This window comes from Rhizobium sp. SRDI943 (assembly GCF_057653695.1).
Window position 1 is genome coordinate 1 of record NZ_JBYGKN010000004.1, and the last position, 14,477, is coordinate 14,477.

Below are 14,477 nucleotides of genomic sequence, written 5' to 3' on the forward strand. Positions count from 1 at the left end.
ATGGATCAGATGACGACCCGCAAGCCAACGAGCGAATCCTCCGCTGCGAAGATTACACGCCAAGCGCAGATGTTGTCAGCGCAGTTGCAGTCTCTTCGCACCCATATGTATCCGCCGGAGGCGATGAAATCGTTGCGCACCTTTACCTCGCGCGACGTGGCCACCATGCTTGGGATCGCTGAATCGACGCTCCGACAGATGTCGTTGGATGGCGAAGGCGCAATGCCCGAGAGGCTGGAGAATGGCCGCAGGAGCTACACGCTCGCCCAGGTCAATGAGATCCGTCGATACCTGGCGGTGAAGCGGCCCATGGAAGCCTTGGATTTCTTCCCGCGCCGGCGTCCCGGTGAGAAGTTGCAGGTTATCGCGGTTGCGAACTTCAAGGGCGGATCGGCCAAAACGACGACGACCGTTCATCTCGCCCATTATCTTGCTCTGACGGGTTTGCGGGTGCTCGCGATCGATCTTGACCCGCAGGCATCCTTGTCGGCCATGTTCGGCTATCAGCCGGAGTTCGATGTCAGCGACAACGAGACCATATATGCGGCGATTCGCTATGACGACGACAACCGCCGGCCGATGCGCGACGTCATTCGCAAAACCTATTTTGACGGAATCGATCTCATACCCGGCAACCTGGAGCTCATGGAATACGAGCATGAGACGCCGCAGGCGATCGCAAGCGGCGGCGGGCGCGGCGACGGGATCTTCTTCCGGCGGCTCGGCGCCGTCATAAACAGCGTCGAGGAAGACTACGATGTCGTCGTCATCGACGCGCCGCCGCAACTGGGCTATCTGACCCTGGGCGCGCTTTGTGCGGCGACCTCGCTGCTGATCACCGTTCATCCGGCGATGATCGACGTTGCCAGCATGAACCAGTTCCTGGCAATGATGAGCGATGTCATGCACGTCATCGAGGAGCGTGGCGGTGTTCTGGAACACGATTTCATCCGATATGTCATCACCAGGCACAATCCGAACGACGTCCCGCAGGTGAACGTCGTCGCGCTCCTGCGCTCCCTGTTCGGCGAGGACGTGCTGGCGCCAGCGGTGGTGGACACGACCGCGATTGCCAGCGCCGGCCTTGAGAAGAAGAGCCTTTACGAAATGGCGCGTGGTTCGGTTGGTCGAGACACGCTCACGCGCGCCCTGGATTCCGTCGACGCAGTCAATCTCGAGATCTTCAACCACCTCAAATCGGTATGGGGACGGTCATGACGAATGCCAAAGAACGCTCCAGTCGGATGAAAAGTCTGTTCGCGAATGTCGATTCCGCCGAGCTTGCCAAGCAAATCTCAGCTGGGCCTGCGGTGAAGGTCGGATCTGGAGCCGTCAAGTCGATGGACCGGGCCTTCGTTGCCGTCGAAGAGGAGAATGAACGCCTCCGCCTGCAATTGAGCGGCTCGGAAGCCATTGTCGAAATTGACTCCGCTCTTGTCGTTCCCTCCTTTGTCAGGGACCGCCTCGATATCGAGGGAGATCCGAATTTCCAGGGTTTCGTCGAGGGCATTCGGGAAAGCGGCCAGAGACTTCCCATCCTCGTTCGCCCCTCCCCCGACAAGCAAGGCTACTTTCAGGTCGCTTACGGCCACAGGCGCTTGCGCGCCTGTCAGATCCTTGAACGGCCGGTGAAAGCGATCGTCCGCGATCTTACCGACGATGAACTGGTGGTCGCTCAAGGTATCGAGAATACCGAACGCGCCAATCTCTCCTTCATCGAGCAGGCGTTCTTTGCCGCGACCCTCAAGGCGCGCGGCTTTCGGCGGGAGACGATCGCCGCCGCGCTCGGCAGGGCGGATGGCAAGCTGACCTACGTTTCGATGCTGATTGGAATCGCCGAACAGGTCCCCGCCGAACTGATCGGCATCATTGGTCCGGCTCCTTCGATCGGCCGCCCCAAGTGGGAAAAGCTCGCCGCCCAATTCAAGGATGGCAAGGCACCGGCTGCGGCCCAGACGATCATTGATAAGCTGACTTCGACGGCTGTATGGGCCGCTGCCACGAGTGACCAGCGCTTCGCCGCGCTGATGAGCGCGCTCGAACACAAGGCGGCTAGGGGAAACCAGGGCGAAGAGGTCGACCTCGGCGGCGGCGCCGTGATCACCGCGAAATCTTCGCGTTCTTCAACGCTTATCACGATTCCGGAAAGCAAGGTGCCGGGCCTCTCGGCCTGGCTCGTCGAAAGGCTTCCGGCGCTGGTGGAGGAGTACCGAAAGCAAACGGGAGAGACGCCGATGGGGTAGGCTAATTCAGAAATAGGAAAGGGCCCACCGACGGCAATCGGCGAACCCTTGAATCCTAGCCGACAGTACGAAAACGTCCCGTCGACATCAGCTCTTACAAACTGATTCTATGACGGACCGCTGGCACAATCAACCCCTGCGTAACAGCCGGGAATGAAAAACTGTGCCCGTCTGCTGGCTTTCATCAACAAGAATCTCGATGGAGCCGCACGCCAAGGCGTTGCGGGCAGCTAGCCCATGACAGAAGCAACGGCAATCGCATCGTTCAGACGCGTCAGTCCGGCCATTCTCGCAAGCGCGCGGATGGCGATGGCCAACGACATACCGGACACCTCGAAGTCGGAGATCTCTCTCCTGTTGAAAAAGGCAGCGCCGATCCTTGGGATCGACGGCACGACCTATCATGTCCTGGACATTCTCCTTGGCCTCTCGCGCGCCGATGACTGGAAAGGCGCCGGGCGACCGATCGTTGCCATCTCGAACGCCAAGCTCGCCGAATACACGCTGCGCTCCGAACGCACAGTGATGCGTTGCCTGCGCAGGATCGTTGAGGCTGGGATCGCCGCCTACCGTGACAGTCCGACCGGCCGGCGTTTCGTGTACCGCGACAATGACGGGATGGTTGCCAGCGGCTTCGGGCTTGATTTCACGCCGGCGCGCGTGCGGCTCGCAGAGATCAGGGAGAGCGTCGAGAACTACCAGAGGGAACTCAAGGCCAGCCAGGATGCACGTCGCGCGGTCACGCGGTTTTCCAGAGCAATCATCGATGCCTGCGAGGCGTTCCCGGAAAAGGCAGACATCTGGAGGAGCGCCGCACAAGCAATCATCGATGCCGTAGCCGGCCGGGCAGAACAGGCAAGCGGTCTCGAATCACTCCACGGAGAGGTTCTTGAGTACGCGGAGCAACGCTTCCGGGAACAAGACTTGTCATGCGCGGGTGACATCGGCGTCACCTCTAATATTAATACAACCCCTAAAAACCTTTCTGATAGTAATCAACGGACCCGCTCTAACGAGCGAGACATAATTTCCACTGACGACGGCTTCGCCGTCGATGTGGCTTATGAAAATAAGTCTGAAGCGGCTGCGGGTGACATGCAATCCCGATTGCGGCAGGCGGAAAAGACGGTTGGTGATATCCAAGTCGTCGTTCTAGCTGCGGTGCCGATTGGTTTGCTTCAGGTTGGGTGCCGCGCGGCGCAGGAATGTGTCAGCGTGGAGTTTGACGGATGGTCCGATGTAGTCGGGGCGGCTGAAACGATGCGGCGCATGATCGGCCTGTCGGAGACTGCATGGGTAGACGGTGTAGGGAGGGTCGGCCGATATGCTGCGTCCGCCATCTTGGCGACCGTGCTCGAAAAATCCTTGCGCGACCCGGAGCTAATTGCAAAGCCCGGGGGCTATTTCCGTGCAATGGTCGACCGGGCTGTCGATGGAAGTCTTCACCTCTCGAAAAGCCTTTACGGTCTTGCGGAAAGCGAGATGAACACACGGGATAGATAGGCGAAAAGTAACAGCTGTTACCCTGCCCTTGGCCTTGCGGGACGGATTAATCGCGACGAGGTTTTGGGGCGAAGCCGCCGCAGGAATGGGTCGAGTTCAGGGGCGTGGCCTCGCCATCTGGGGCGGATGGGCGGCAACGGGGCGGGCGAATACAGGAAGAGTGGTCGTTTCGTCGGGTATCCATTTTCGCCCGACGTCGATGCAGCCATATCCATCTGGCTTCCGCAACAAGACGGCGAGGGCGGTACAACTGCCCTGAAGTAACTTCAGACAAAGCTGTTGCCGAGAACTGCCATTCCTACTGTCGATTGAAATGGGATCTGCTTGGCTGCCGATCGAGGGCACCCCTCAGATCTGAATGTGTTGCCGGTGATAGCCCAGCGTCGACGGTTCTGGCGGTTGCGATCTCGCTCTCTGGCTGCGTGGTTCATACTTTTCGGGGATGAATTTTTGCGCGTCCTTGGAGCCACTCCGCTCGAGGAAGAACGTGGATGTTGGCGGGCATAGACGAATTCGAAGGAGCGGGGGCGGCCCACGGCGAGGGCATTGGGTAAGGACGTTCGCATATACGTCCATGATGCTGCGGGGTGGCAGCTGAGCGTGCGCGAGGGATGGAGTTTATGATGAGAGTGAGGGAGAGTCGTGAAGAAGGACGTCTTCGAATGTTCATTCAGCAACCCATGCCACCTGTCTCGGCCCGCCTGTGGCCCGCTCAGAGATCATGTGCATTGCTGCTTAAAGGGACCGAACGTCAGTCGGGGCGTGCGGCACCCGCCATGCAAAAGAAGTTCCAGGAAGGCCGGCAATGGCGTTTGCGCGATGGGTGCTGCAGGCCGTCTTGCTGGAGAGATCGACGGGTGGAGGGTTGCCTATCGTCGCTTCTGAAATGAAAGTTGCCTATCCACGGACGGAGAGGTCCGTGGGCAGGATCCGGTCGACACGCCCGTTTCGCGCTGTCATCATCGTGAATGTTTTTGTCGCTCGCGTTGGACCGACCAGGCGATCTTAACGAGAAACCCAAAAGGTAACAGCTGTTACCTTTTGGGCGTTGCGTGCCGACAAGGATGTGACCCTTCTCCTTCTTCAAAATGCTCAATCACCAAAGGCGACACTGCTTCCTGGAGCTCGGGTAGGTGCCGAGCGGTCTGACTTTCAAGGCGTAAGAGACGTGGAAGGGTCCGGCGCAGGGCGGCAGAAATCGGTGCCACTGGCGACGTCGACACTATGGCGTAGCGTGCACTTGATGCTGGAGCGGTGGCAGCGAGAATGACTTGCGGACAGAGGGCCGAGCGCGATCGTGATAGGCGGGGCCTAAAAAAGTAACGGCTGTTACCTTCTGCGACACGGCTTTAAGACACGCAATGATGCAGCGTTTGAACACGCAATCGTTTCAATCGCGGCATGCGCGCGAATTGCTCGATGACTTCACATCCGCCGCATTGCATGACTTTTTTTGGGCCCCCGTGTCGCCTCGACTGGTTCGGCCTCTTCGGTCCTTTGTCCAAGGGGACGCGGCGGTTGGGATCTATCTCTTTTTCTTAATCAGGGCAGATTTAGTGCATAGCGTGCGTGCCGGCGATCGCCGGTGCGCGTGAGCGCTTCTTTCTCCACCAAGTCATGAAGATCGCGCGTCGCTGTCGCTCGCGAGGTCCGCGTTATCGAAATGTAATTCTCAGCGCTCAATCCGCCTTTAAACCCCCCAGGACCTTCTCGAAACATCCGAGCGAGGGCCTTCTCCTGGCGCTCGTTGAATTGCCTGCGGAACCTGTCATAGAATTGCGCCTTGCTGATGTAGAAGGCCACCCGCATCAAGGTGGTCTGTTGTGCATCAAGGATGGTTCCCGCAAAATACACCAGCCATTCGGTGATATCGAGCGTGCGCTGATGCCGTTCGAGCTGATCGTAATAGGCTTTCCGGCCATTCTCGATCGTGTAGGCAAGTGCAATCAAGCTCGGTTGCCCGATATTTTGGGCAAGCGATTTTTCGGCGAGCGCTCGGCCAAGCCTGCCATTTCCATCTTCAAACGGATGGATGCTTTCGAAGTACAAATGGCCTATGCCGGCACGGGTGAGCGCGGGCAAGGGGAGTTCACCGTGCGGCGCCGTTTTGTTGAACCACTCGGTGTAGGCCGCCATTTCCGCCGGGACCTGCCTTGATGGTGGAGCCTCATAGTGGACGGTCGGATTGTCCAGACGGCCGGACACAATCTGCATGGCATCTTCATGCGTTCGATATGCGCCGATCGCTCCAAGATGGCGATTGCCTGTCATCAACATGCCGTTCCAGCGAAACAGGGTTTCATCATTGAGCGGGGCCGACCAAGTGTCGTACACATCGACCATCATTTCCGCGATGCCGCGCTCTTGCGGAGTTGATGGCCGATTGTCGGCATCGAGACCAAACTGGCGGCGCAATGAGGATTGCACGCTCAACCGATCAAGCATTTCGCCCTCAATCTCGGAGGTTTTCACTGCCTCGTCGCTTAAAAGCTCGATACGAAGCAGATTGCGTTCCTCATCGCCGACATGACGGACTGCGCCGATCACTTCCCCCGAGGACAGAAGGAATCGGCTTTCGAGTGGTTCAAGCGGCGCATGATCATAGATGAAATGCGGCCAACCTTCCTGCGTCCAGTTCCACTTCATGAGTTATAGGCACCTTTTCTATAACTCACTATAATGCATTGCGATGAGTGATAGAAATGAATTCTATCGCTCATGCAATGGATCGAAGGTGCTCGCGGAGACCCAGAGAGCACCTTGAAAGGTTAGAATCGACTATATCCAAAGGGCAGCAAACCCATATGTCGCCAATCAAACGCGCCTCGTCGGCTGCGTCACAACCGGCACTCATAAGCGTATGGCCTGAGGACGCGCTTCGTCCAACAGCGCCCTCGGATTGTTGATGACGCTCGCGCCCGGGTTTGGAAGACATTGCGATAGCAGCCACGGCTAAAGTGCACGGATTCACGGTCTTGACCCGCAATATGCGCCATTTCGGGCCCTGGGCGTTCAGGCACTCGATCCGTTTGAAACATTGCCGGAGTTATAGGTGAGGGGCTTTTTCTGGAAGTCCGGCCGCTCAAGTCAGATTGGTCGGGAGACGAGAACCTGGGCATACAGGCATGGGAAAGACGAAGATCATGGGGGCTCCTCTAGGCGATATGCATCTATCTATTCGCTAAGTAAGACTAATCAGAGCTTTGCCTATCGAGACTAGCGGCATTGCTTCCACATCGTGCTTTAGGGGGAAAGTTTCCTGCCCAGGGTAAACGACGATGCGTCGTGCCGGGTCGAGATCTTCACATGCAAGATAGAAGCCTTTCTCGAGTTTCGGTGTCAGGCTCCGCTTGATTTCGATAGCCCAAGGTCGTTCGCCCGGGGGCGTTAGAAGAAGGTCGATCTCGGCACCAGCCGACGTCCGATAAAAATTGCTCTGAGTTCCGGGCGGCGCTGCTGCAATCAAGGTCTCGATCACGAACCCTTCCCAGCTTGCTCCGGCGACCGGGTGCCCGAGCAGGTCCTCCTGAGTGGTCAGCCCCAAAAGGGTGTGGGTGATGCCGCTATCGCGAACATAGACCCGCGGTGATTTGACCAGGCGTTTGCCAATGTTCACGTGCCAGGGCTCTAGGCGTCGTACGAGGAGTAGATCAACCAGGAGATCGAGATAGGAGGCGACCGTCTTGCCATCGACGCCGAGCGAACGCGCAAATTCCGCGGCATTTAACAGTCCGGATTGGTGATGCGCGAGCATGGTCCAGAAGCGCCGCAATGTCTCGGCTGGAATGCGAGGACCAAGCAAGGAAATGTCTCGTTCCAGATAGGTTCGTATAAAGTCTTGCCGCCAGCGCTGGCTTTCACGATCACTCGCTGCTAGGAAACTATCCGGGAAGCCGCCTCGCACCCATAGCGTATTCAGATCGTCAACTGGCACTTCCAGGCCGTCGATCGGACCCATTTCAAGGTAGGCGATGCGACCTGCCAGCGTCTCACCCGACTGTTTCAATAGATCGATGGATGCGGACCCGAGCAGCAGGAAATGGCCAGCCTTCCTTCCATTTCGCCGGCCCCGGTCGATAAGCCCACGCAAATTCTGAAAAAGATTTGGTAGCCGGTGAACCTCGTCCAGGATAACGAGCTTGTCGCTGTGCTGGCTGAGATATAGTTCCGGCTCGGTGAGTTTGGCGCGGTCGGCATCCGATTCCAGGTCGAGATAGATTGATGGGCGCTGTTCGGCTATCGCGAGCGCCAGCGTCGTCTTGCCGACCTGACGCGGGCCAATGAGCCCAACGGCGGGGCTCGAATCGATCAACTCAATCAGTTTTGTAGATATTCGACGTTCAATCATCCTTGCATTTATGGAGGATAATTCCGCAATTGCAAGGATTACATATTGATGTTTGGGCTGCGTCAGTTGGCGCGTCGCTCGGCGTGTGCGATTTGAGGGTCAGTTCCTTCAAATGACCAGCCTTGCGGCCCGCCCGTTCTTCTGTTCTGCGTTGTTGTAGTAGCTTGCAGCCTGCGCACCGGTTTATGAAGGGACTGCCGCTTTCGCCGAACTGCGACCCAAAACATCACCATTGGCGAGGCAACCGGGCCAGGAGTTCTTTTTCGGCGAGCTTTTCGCGGACCATAAGATGAACGGTGCGACGGAGGCGCTCGAGGGGAAATGCTCGGTCGGGCCCTATCGCGTCAAGCGGATTCATATTGCGGTCGCATGGGGTCACGCAGGGCAATTCAGGTAAATAGGGCAATACAGACGGCCATCCAGATTAACGCCGTCCCCAGTACCATCGCTCGCCTGGCGACGACGACTTTGTCTGCATCGTCCTCCGCTACAGGTGTAGTCACAATCCAAGGCACGGAACCAAGTGCTGCAAATCCGATGATAGCCAGACCCATCACAAAATAGTCGAATGAATGCCAGGCCCCATGTTCATATACCCCCCAGTAACCCAGAAAGGCCATTCCGACTGCAAACATTGTGGCGGACGCCGAGCAGAGGCCTGTGACGGATCCGGTAGGTGCGCGCATGTTCCTTTTTTCACGTGTTTCCAAGTTCATGACGCGATATCCATGACGGTTGGCTGCCTCTCTGCAAATATGTCAGGAATTGAGCGCGGCGTGAAGCGCGTGTGACTGTCTGGGACGGCCGCGAAATTCCCCGCCTCGGCATGGGATGCTGGGCAATCAGTGGCCACTCTCCTGCGTGACAGAAGAGCGCTGCATCCGCGCGTCGCATACGAACATCATATATCACACCATTTGAGCTGCCCGTCCGCTTCGACGTGTCGCGCTGTTGTAGTAACTTGATGCTTGTTGAATCGAGCGGTGGCGGGACTGCTCCATCGCCTCGGGCAGGGGGATGCCACGGTTTGCCGCCTCGGTCAGATATCCAGATCGTAGCCCGTGCGCGGAAAACTCGCCGCTATCCAACCCAGCCATCACCGCCCGCTGCTTGATGATCGCATTGACCGACTGCGGATCGATCTGGCGCCGCGACACCGTGCCCCATCGCCCGATCGCCCGAAACACGCTGCCGCTCTCGATCTTGGCGGCCACCATCCAGGCATTCAGCGCATCCACCGGCCGACCGGTCAGATAGACAACGTCGTCCTCGTCCCCGCTGGTCGTCTTGGTGCGTCCGAGATGGATGGCGAGAGAGGGGAGGGAAGGGCCATCGTCCCCCGGGATTGGCGGCTCGACGGTCAGCTGCTCGCTGCGCAGGCCGGCGATCTCGCTGCGCCGCCGACCACCGGAGGCAAAGGCAACCATCAGGATTGCACGGTCACGGAGATCGCGCAGACTGTCGGTCGTGCAGGTTGCCAGCAGTTTTGCCAGCACATCGCCGGTGACGGCCTTGGCGCTCTTGCGACGCCGCGTCCGGGGGACGGCGCGAACGGCGAGGCGAATGGCTGATTTGAGGGCAGGGGAGGCGAAGGCGCCGTCAAAACCGCGCCATCTGGTGAGCGTCGACCAGTTCGCCAGCCGCCGGCGCACCGTCGATGGCGCGTGCGGGCCTGCGGATCTGAGAAAACCCTGGCTCCGAAGGTCTTCGTCGACGTCGGCCGGCATGCCGTGATCCGGATCGGTCTCGCGGTGCTGCGGATCCCAGAGGTGATGCGCGACGAATTTCAGCAGCAGCGCCTCGGGCGCCGGCCAGGGCAGGGATTGTCCGGTCGCCGCCAACCCCCAGGCTTCCAGATAGGCGAGATCGGAGGTCAGGGCGCGAAGTGTGTTGTCGCCCATGCCTTGGTTGACGAGGTGGCGCAGGGTCTCGACGTCGTGGTCGGTGAGCAGCTCGGCGAGCTCGTCGCGGCGCTCGATCGGCAGTACGGCGGCGATGGTGTCGAGCTCTTCGGCGCGGCGCTCCACGGCGGTCAGTGATGTCTTGGCTTTGGCCACGGACGCTCCAAAATAGCGGGCTTCGGCGGTCTACAGGACCGTGATTTGCTACGATTCTTTCTGATTTGGGCCGCCAAATCAATCTACCATCGATAAGAGCTACTTATCGATGGTTGTCAGGCCAACTGTCGGAACCACGTAGTGACGGACACAAACTAGCTTCTTGTGTCCGTTTGGAAACTCATTTACCATAATTTCAATGTCTTACGATCTTTCCAAATTGCCCAACCAAAGTCTGCTGCGGCCGATTTCAGACGCGGGATCTGCATTGACCCGTCTCGACGAGCGCGTCGCCCGTTCGCCGGTGGGCGACGGTTTTGTCGAACGGTCGCATTTTTCCGACGCCTGCGCCTCGCTGTGGATCGATGGCGAACTCGTCCATCTCGAAGACCTGGTCCTCCATGACGCTACCAAGGATATTCGCACGCCTACCCACGAGCTAACCATCGCCCGCGACGTTTTGAAAACCCGCCGGCGCATCGCCGCACAGACCCCCGGTTGGGCCTTGGGTGCCGATGGCCTCCGCAGCTTGCGTGGCCAGGCGGCGGCGGCTCCGGATGGCACCGAGACGAGCAGTGAGGCCGGGTCGTTCACCGACGATGTCGTCGGAGGAGGGGAGGGGGACGAAAGCGACGATGGCGCTGGCGTGCTCGACGCCGAGTTTGCCGCCATTGATGCCGTGCTCGCACGATCGGATGCCGCGATCGAGCAGGCAAAACTGCCCGGCCGCGCCGGTACATCGGAAAAAAATCCGCTGGTTTACGATCTTGACTGGGATGAAAACGAGCGGCTGGAGGAATGGCGCAGCGTGTTGCGTCAGGCCGAAAACCTGCCGGCGGTGCTGCAGGCGGTGGTCGCCCTCGATGCCTGGAACGAATTGTCGGTGCTGCAGCACGCGCCCTGGCTCGGCCGGCTGCTGTCCGCCGCGCTCCTGCGCCACGCCGGCATCACTACCGGCGCGCATCTTGCGGCGATCAATTTCGGCCTGAAAACCATTCTGGTCGACCGGCGCCGGCATCGCGACCGCGAGACACGGCTGCTGGCCATTCTCGCCGGCATCATCGCCGCAGCAGAGCTCGGCCTGAAGGAACATGACCGTCTGCTGCTTGCGCGAAAAATGATGGAGCGCCGGCTGGTCGGGAAACGCACATCGTCAAAACTGCCGGAGCTGATTGGGCTGGTGATCTCGCGGCCGCTGGTGTCGGCTGGGATGATCGCAAAAGAGCTTGCCGTCACGCCGCGGGCAGCGCTGCGGATTGTCGAGGAGCTGGGCTTGCGGGAGATGACCGGCAGGGGGAGGTTTCGGGCGTGGGGGATCGTTTGACTCAAAGGATCGACTTTTCTCGTGACGGAAGAGTTGGAGACTTGGTCGGCGGTCACCACGTTGGCCAGCGCCTCGCTCAGTGATCGGCTTGCTGAGGCTCATAGCTATGATGAGGGAGGCTGTGTGGAGCGCAAGATAAAAGAAATTCTCTTTGGCAACAGAGGTAGCCGGGCTGGCGCATTGCCGCTGGTGCACACCGCTCCCGCTTACTTCATTCAGAAAATCCTTCAGTCCAAGGAAATTCGGCCACGGCCATGTGACGTTTTTCTCGGCGAGCAGCTTGCTTATTTCTTCGTGGGCCGACCCGCCTATAAGTCGGTGGGCCATGACATCGCTCATTGGGAAATGCCCTCCTGTGTGATTGCTGATTTTCAGACTGTTCATTCCAAGCGCATGTATCCATTCGACAGTGGCGCGTTCGAAAGAGGCTTGGTGCCAAAATACGCCACAATGATCGACCGGGAGGATTACGCCCTTGAGCCGCAGCCCGACGTTGTAGAGCGTTATATTGGCACCTTCTTTGGCAGTGCTCGCGCATATTACATGGGTGAGGCCATCGACAAAAAGAGCTTCCTGCAGCGGCATGGCATCCTGCCGACGGAAGCTTCGCTCCACGCACTTATTTCGCTGCTCAACGGGGAGCGTATCGGCAAAGAGCTTGATGAGCGGCGATCATCCATTGAGATCCAGGTCGACCAGGCGATCCAGCTGGAAAGCGGAGCAATCAAGGCCGTCATACTCCCGGAGATTTATCTGCAGGATAAGAAATTCATTCGTGAGATTGAGACATTGGGAGCGCAGGTTATCACATATCCGCGGTATCCGTTAAACACAGATCATTTCTATTTTGCGATGTACGAGCGCTGCGCGGCATTCTACGAGAAAAATGGGTATTTCGATGTATAAATGCACTGGCGCTGCCTTTTTCCGAAACGGATCGACGGCGGAAGTTGGCTTTGCGCTGTTTTCACGTGAGGGAGCAAATCTTCAATTCGTGGCGGAGACCGACAACTATTTCAGAATTCAACAATTTGTGCCCATCATCGACACTCAAGACCTACAAATCCAGCCTGTGGATAGGGATGAGCAATATACTGTCGGCCAAGCTGTCCCGATCCCATCGCGGTCGTCAGCTTTCGGCTTCATTGTTGAAGATGTCGCGCGACTGATCGGCACATTGTAGGCACTGAACTTCAGCAAATGTGCGTCAGAGCCACTTCTCGGTGGAAACGCCGGGTCAGCTCTCAGTGGAAATCAACAGGACGGGCAACGCGTCCATGGTCGGCAGCATTACGCGCTGAAACAATCGGTCGAGATTAGCCTGAAATACGCGAGGAAGCTGCTCGCGGGGGGTCACGCCGACGGCCAGCCCAGAGTAGACCTCTGGTCTTTCAAGTAGCCCTTGAGACGCGCCCAGTGATCCGCGCTCTCCATCGCAGCAAAATTCCTGCAGAAGATCGAGTTTTGCTCTCCCGTACATCTGTCGTTTGATGAGCTTCAGTCGTGTGATCTGACCTTCCGTCTGCCCATTTGACCAAGGCGAGATGATTGCATTTCTCACAGCGTCCATGTCCTTTTCGACACCGCCAGCGAAAGATCCGACCAGGCTGCTCTTGGCAGCCTCAAGCCATTCATCAAGCTTTCGTGCTGTCTTCGAGCGGATCATGGATTGGAAATCACCAATGGCTGTCCGGGCGATCACCAGTTCCGGAACGTTTACTTCGATTGCCGCCACCAGGATCGCCTCGGATTTTACCAAGTCATCGCGTGCGGTGGTCAGCAGCCGGGCGATGACGCGCGCTGATGGCGTTCGCGCAAGGCCGCTCTGGTTGGCTTTCTCCGCGAGGCGTCGGCGTTGAGCCCATTGCGAAATGACGCCGCTCTGTCCGGGAAAACCCTTTGCTTTCATCTCGCGCCAAAGCGCCAAGGCGTTCCGAGCCCCTTCTTCCCAGCGGCTGTTGAGCCAGGGCAGCCAGCTATCCAGCGAACTTGGCCGTGTTCGGAAGACATCGAGGCGCTGGCCTCTCAAGACGTCGCGAACGAGCTTCCGGCTATGGCCGGTTTGCCGCACGATCTGCCGAATTGAGGTTCCCTTCTTAGACAGCTCCCGGACCGCCTCATTCGTTTCCTGACGGCGTAGATATCCCTCGTATTGCAGCTTCTCGGCGTAGGTCAAAAGCTTGGGATCAACGACATTGCTACCGACCGCCTGCCTGATCTGGCGCATCGACTTGCCGACCGCATCGAGAAATGCCCGACTGGAGTTCTCCATCAGGTGCCAGCGGTCGGCAACCTGCTCAGCATCAGGCAAGGCCTTTGTGATGGCCTCACCATAGCCGCCGCCCCGATCGCGAGCGACGATCGATATGGACTGGTGCCTGGCAAGCCATGCCCGAGACGTATCCAGAGCGCGATCCGGCAACAGGGTGACAGGCTTCCGGCGCTCCAGGTCGCAAACAATTGTTCCGTAGGTCTGGCCGCGCCTGAAGGCAAAATCATCAATGCCTATGACGGTGAGCTCATCGTTCTGATCAGTAGTACGGCGGCGAACCACCCGCAGCAGGGTGTCGTTACTCACCGGCATCATCAGGCGATTGGCAAAGGCCGCGGCCGGTCTGCCGCCAAGTGCCAAACCAAGGTGGTGGACGATTGTCTCAAGCCGTTGGGTGCGCCGACCATAACGAGCCAACACGCCGTCGCCGAACTGTTCGCAGAAAATGCGCCGACCGCACAGGACTGCATCGCACCAGAACCGGCGCGCCACGATCGTCAATTCTACTCGGCGGCCGCTGAGTGGTAGGTCAGCGGGTCGCCGCATATATCGACTTTGAACTCTCTTACTTGGCCGCCCGCAGTCCGGACAAATCCCCGAGCAGCGGCGCGATCGCAGCAAAATCTGAACGCTGTCCGCGACGATCTTCATCTCATCTACTGCGAGGCCGTCAGGGGCAAGCTTTGCGCGCTGAAATCGATGCTGCATATGCTGATCCTCCGATGAATCA

10 protein-coding genes and 2 pseudogenes are annotated in these 14,477 nt (G+C 58.5%); 6 read left to right on the forward strand and 6 right to left on the reverse strand.

The window, feature by feature from the left end:
* The 3 genes from repA (at nucleotide 1) to repC (ending at nucleotide 3,746) form a co-directional block, all read left to right on the forward strand.
* The gene (repA, locus tag AC245Y_RS33040) at nucleotides 1–1,218 is read left to right on the forward strand and encodes a plasmid partitioning protein RepA (protein ID WP_012760236.1); all 1,218 of its coding nucleotides are present in this window, start codon (nucleotides 1–3) and stop codon (nucleotides 1,216–1,218) included.
* A complete protein-coding gene (gene repB / locus AC245Y_RS33045) occupies nucleotides 1,203–2,243 on the forward strand; it encodes a plasmid partitioning protein RepB (RefSeq protein WP_017997447.1) in 1,041 nt (346 codons plus the stop codon). The genes repA and repB overlap by 16 nt, the downstream gene beginning before the upstream one ends.
* A 237-nt stretch (nucleotides 2,244–2,480) precedes the next feature.
* Entirely contained in the window at nucleotides 2,481–3,746 is a 1,266-nt protein-coding gene (gene repC, locus AC245Y_RS33050; RefSeq protein WP_032997083.1) for a plasmid replication protein RepC, read from the forward strand.
* 1,542 nt (nucleotides 3,747–5,288) lie between these two features.
* Here the strand turns inward: repC and AC245Y_RS33055 are convergent.
* The 5 genes and pseudogenes from AC245Y_RS33055 to AC245Y_RS33075 all read right to left on the reverse strand — a co-directional run bounded on the left by AC245Y_RS33055 (nucleotide 5,289) and on the right by AC245Y_RS33075 (nucleotide 10,151).
* The gene (locus AC245Y_RS33055; protein WP_017997444.1) at nucleotides 5,289–6,392 is read right to left on the reverse strand and encodes a Fic family protein; all 1,104 of its coding nucleotides are present in this window, start codon (nucleotides 6,390–6,392) and stop codon (nucleotides 5,289–5,291) included.
* Between the two features lie 535 nt (nucleotides 6,393–6,927).
* Nucleotides 6,928–8,094: an ATP-binding protein gene (locus AC245Y_RS33060; RefSeq protein ID WP_017997443.1), complete on the reverse strand. Its 1,167-nt coding sequence runs from the start codon at nucleotides 8,092–8,094 to the stop codon at nucleotides 6,928–6,930.
* A gap of 108 nt (nucleotides 8,095–8,202) precedes the next feature.
* Nucleotides 8,203–8,294, reverse strand: a pseudogene (locus AC245Y_RS33065) (integrase); the annotation flags it as partial.
* A 189-nt stretch (nucleotides 8,295–8,483) separates the two neighbouring features.
* A complete protein-coding gene (locus AC245Y_RS33070; RefSeq protein WP_020487171.1) occupies nucleotides 8,484–8,810 on the reverse strand; it encodes a hypothetical protein in 327 nt (108 codons plus the stop codon).
* A 192-nt stretch (nucleotides 8,811–9,002) separates the two neighbouring features.
* Nucleotides 9,003–10,151: a site-specific integrase gene (locus AC245Y_RS33075; protein WP_017997441.1), complete on the reverse strand. Its 1,149-nt coding sequence runs from the start codon at nucleotides 10,149–10,151 to the stop codon at nucleotides 9,003–9,005.
* A 190-nt stretch (nucleotides 10,152–10,341) separates the two neighbouring features.
* On the opposite strand from AC245Y_RS33075, the gene AC245Y_RS33080 reads away from it, so the two are divergent.
* The 3 genes from AC245Y_RS33080 to AC245Y_RS33090 are packed head-to-tail and all read left to right on the forward strand — an operon-like array spanning nucleotide 10,342 to nucleotide 12,658.
* Nucleotides 10,342–11,475 (forward strand): RHE_PE00001 family protein, encoded by a 1,134-nt coding sequence (locus tag AC245Y_RS33080; protein ID WP_026157737.1) that lies wholly within the window; start codon nucleotides 10,342–10,344, stop codon nucleotides 11,473–11,475.
* A gap of 21 nt (nucleotides 11,476–11,496) precedes the next feature.
* The gene (locus AC245Y_RS33085) at nucleotides 11,497–12,381 is read left to right on the forward strand and encodes a hypothetical protein (protein WP_020487170.1); all 885 of its coding nucleotides are present in this window, start codon (nucleotides 11,497–11,499) and stop codon (nucleotides 12,379–12,381) included.
* Nucleotides 12,362–12,658: a hypothetical protein gene (locus AC245Y_RS33090; RefSeq protein WP_157628395.1), complete on the forward strand. Its 297-nt coding sequence runs from the start codon at nucleotides 12,362–12,364 to the stop codon at nucleotides 12,656–12,658. Before AC245Y_RS33085 ends, AC245Y_RS33090 begins: the two co-directional genes overlap by 20 nt.
* 264 nt (nucleotides 12,659–12,922) lie before the next feature.
* Here AC245Y_RS33090 and AC245Y_RS33095 read toward each other — a convergent pair.
* A pseudogene (locus AC245Y_RS33095) lies at nucleotides 12,923–14,455 on the reverse strand (ISL3 family transposase); the annotation flags it as partial.
* Nucleotides 14,456–14,477: the final 22 nt, after the last annotated feature.

What these genes read in the sequence shown, in the direction of transcription:
- repA (WP_012760236.1), top strand. Translation starts at nt 1, where the DNA reads ATGGATCAGATGACGACCCGCAAGCCAACGAGCGAATCCTCCGCTGCG.
- repB (WP_017997447.1), top strand. Translation starts at nt 1,203, where the DNA reads ATGGGGACGGTCATGACGAATGCCAAAGAACGCTCCAGTCGGATGAAA.
- repC (WP_032997083.1), top strand. Translation starts at nt 2,481, where the DNA reads ATGACAGAAGCAACGGCAATCGCATCGTTCAGACGCGTCAGTCCGGCC.
- AC245Y_RS33055 (WP_017997444.1), bottom strand. Translation starts at nt 6,392, where the DNA reads ATGAAGTGGAACTGGACGCAGGAAGGTTGGCCGCATTTCATCTATGAT.
- AC245Y_RS33060 (WP_017997443.1), bottom strand. Translation starts at nt 8,094, where the DNA reads ATGATTGAACGTCGAATATCTACAAAACTGATTGAGTTGATCGATTCG.
- AC245Y_RS33070 (WP_020487171.1), bottom strand. Translation starts at nt 8,810, where the DNA reads ATGAACTTGGAAACACGTGAAAAAAGGAACATGCGCGCACCTACCGGA.
- AC245Y_RS33090 (WP_157628395.1), top strand. Translation starts at nt 12,362, where the DNA reads ATGGGTATTTCGATGTATAAATGCACTGGCGCTGCCTTTTTCCGAAAC.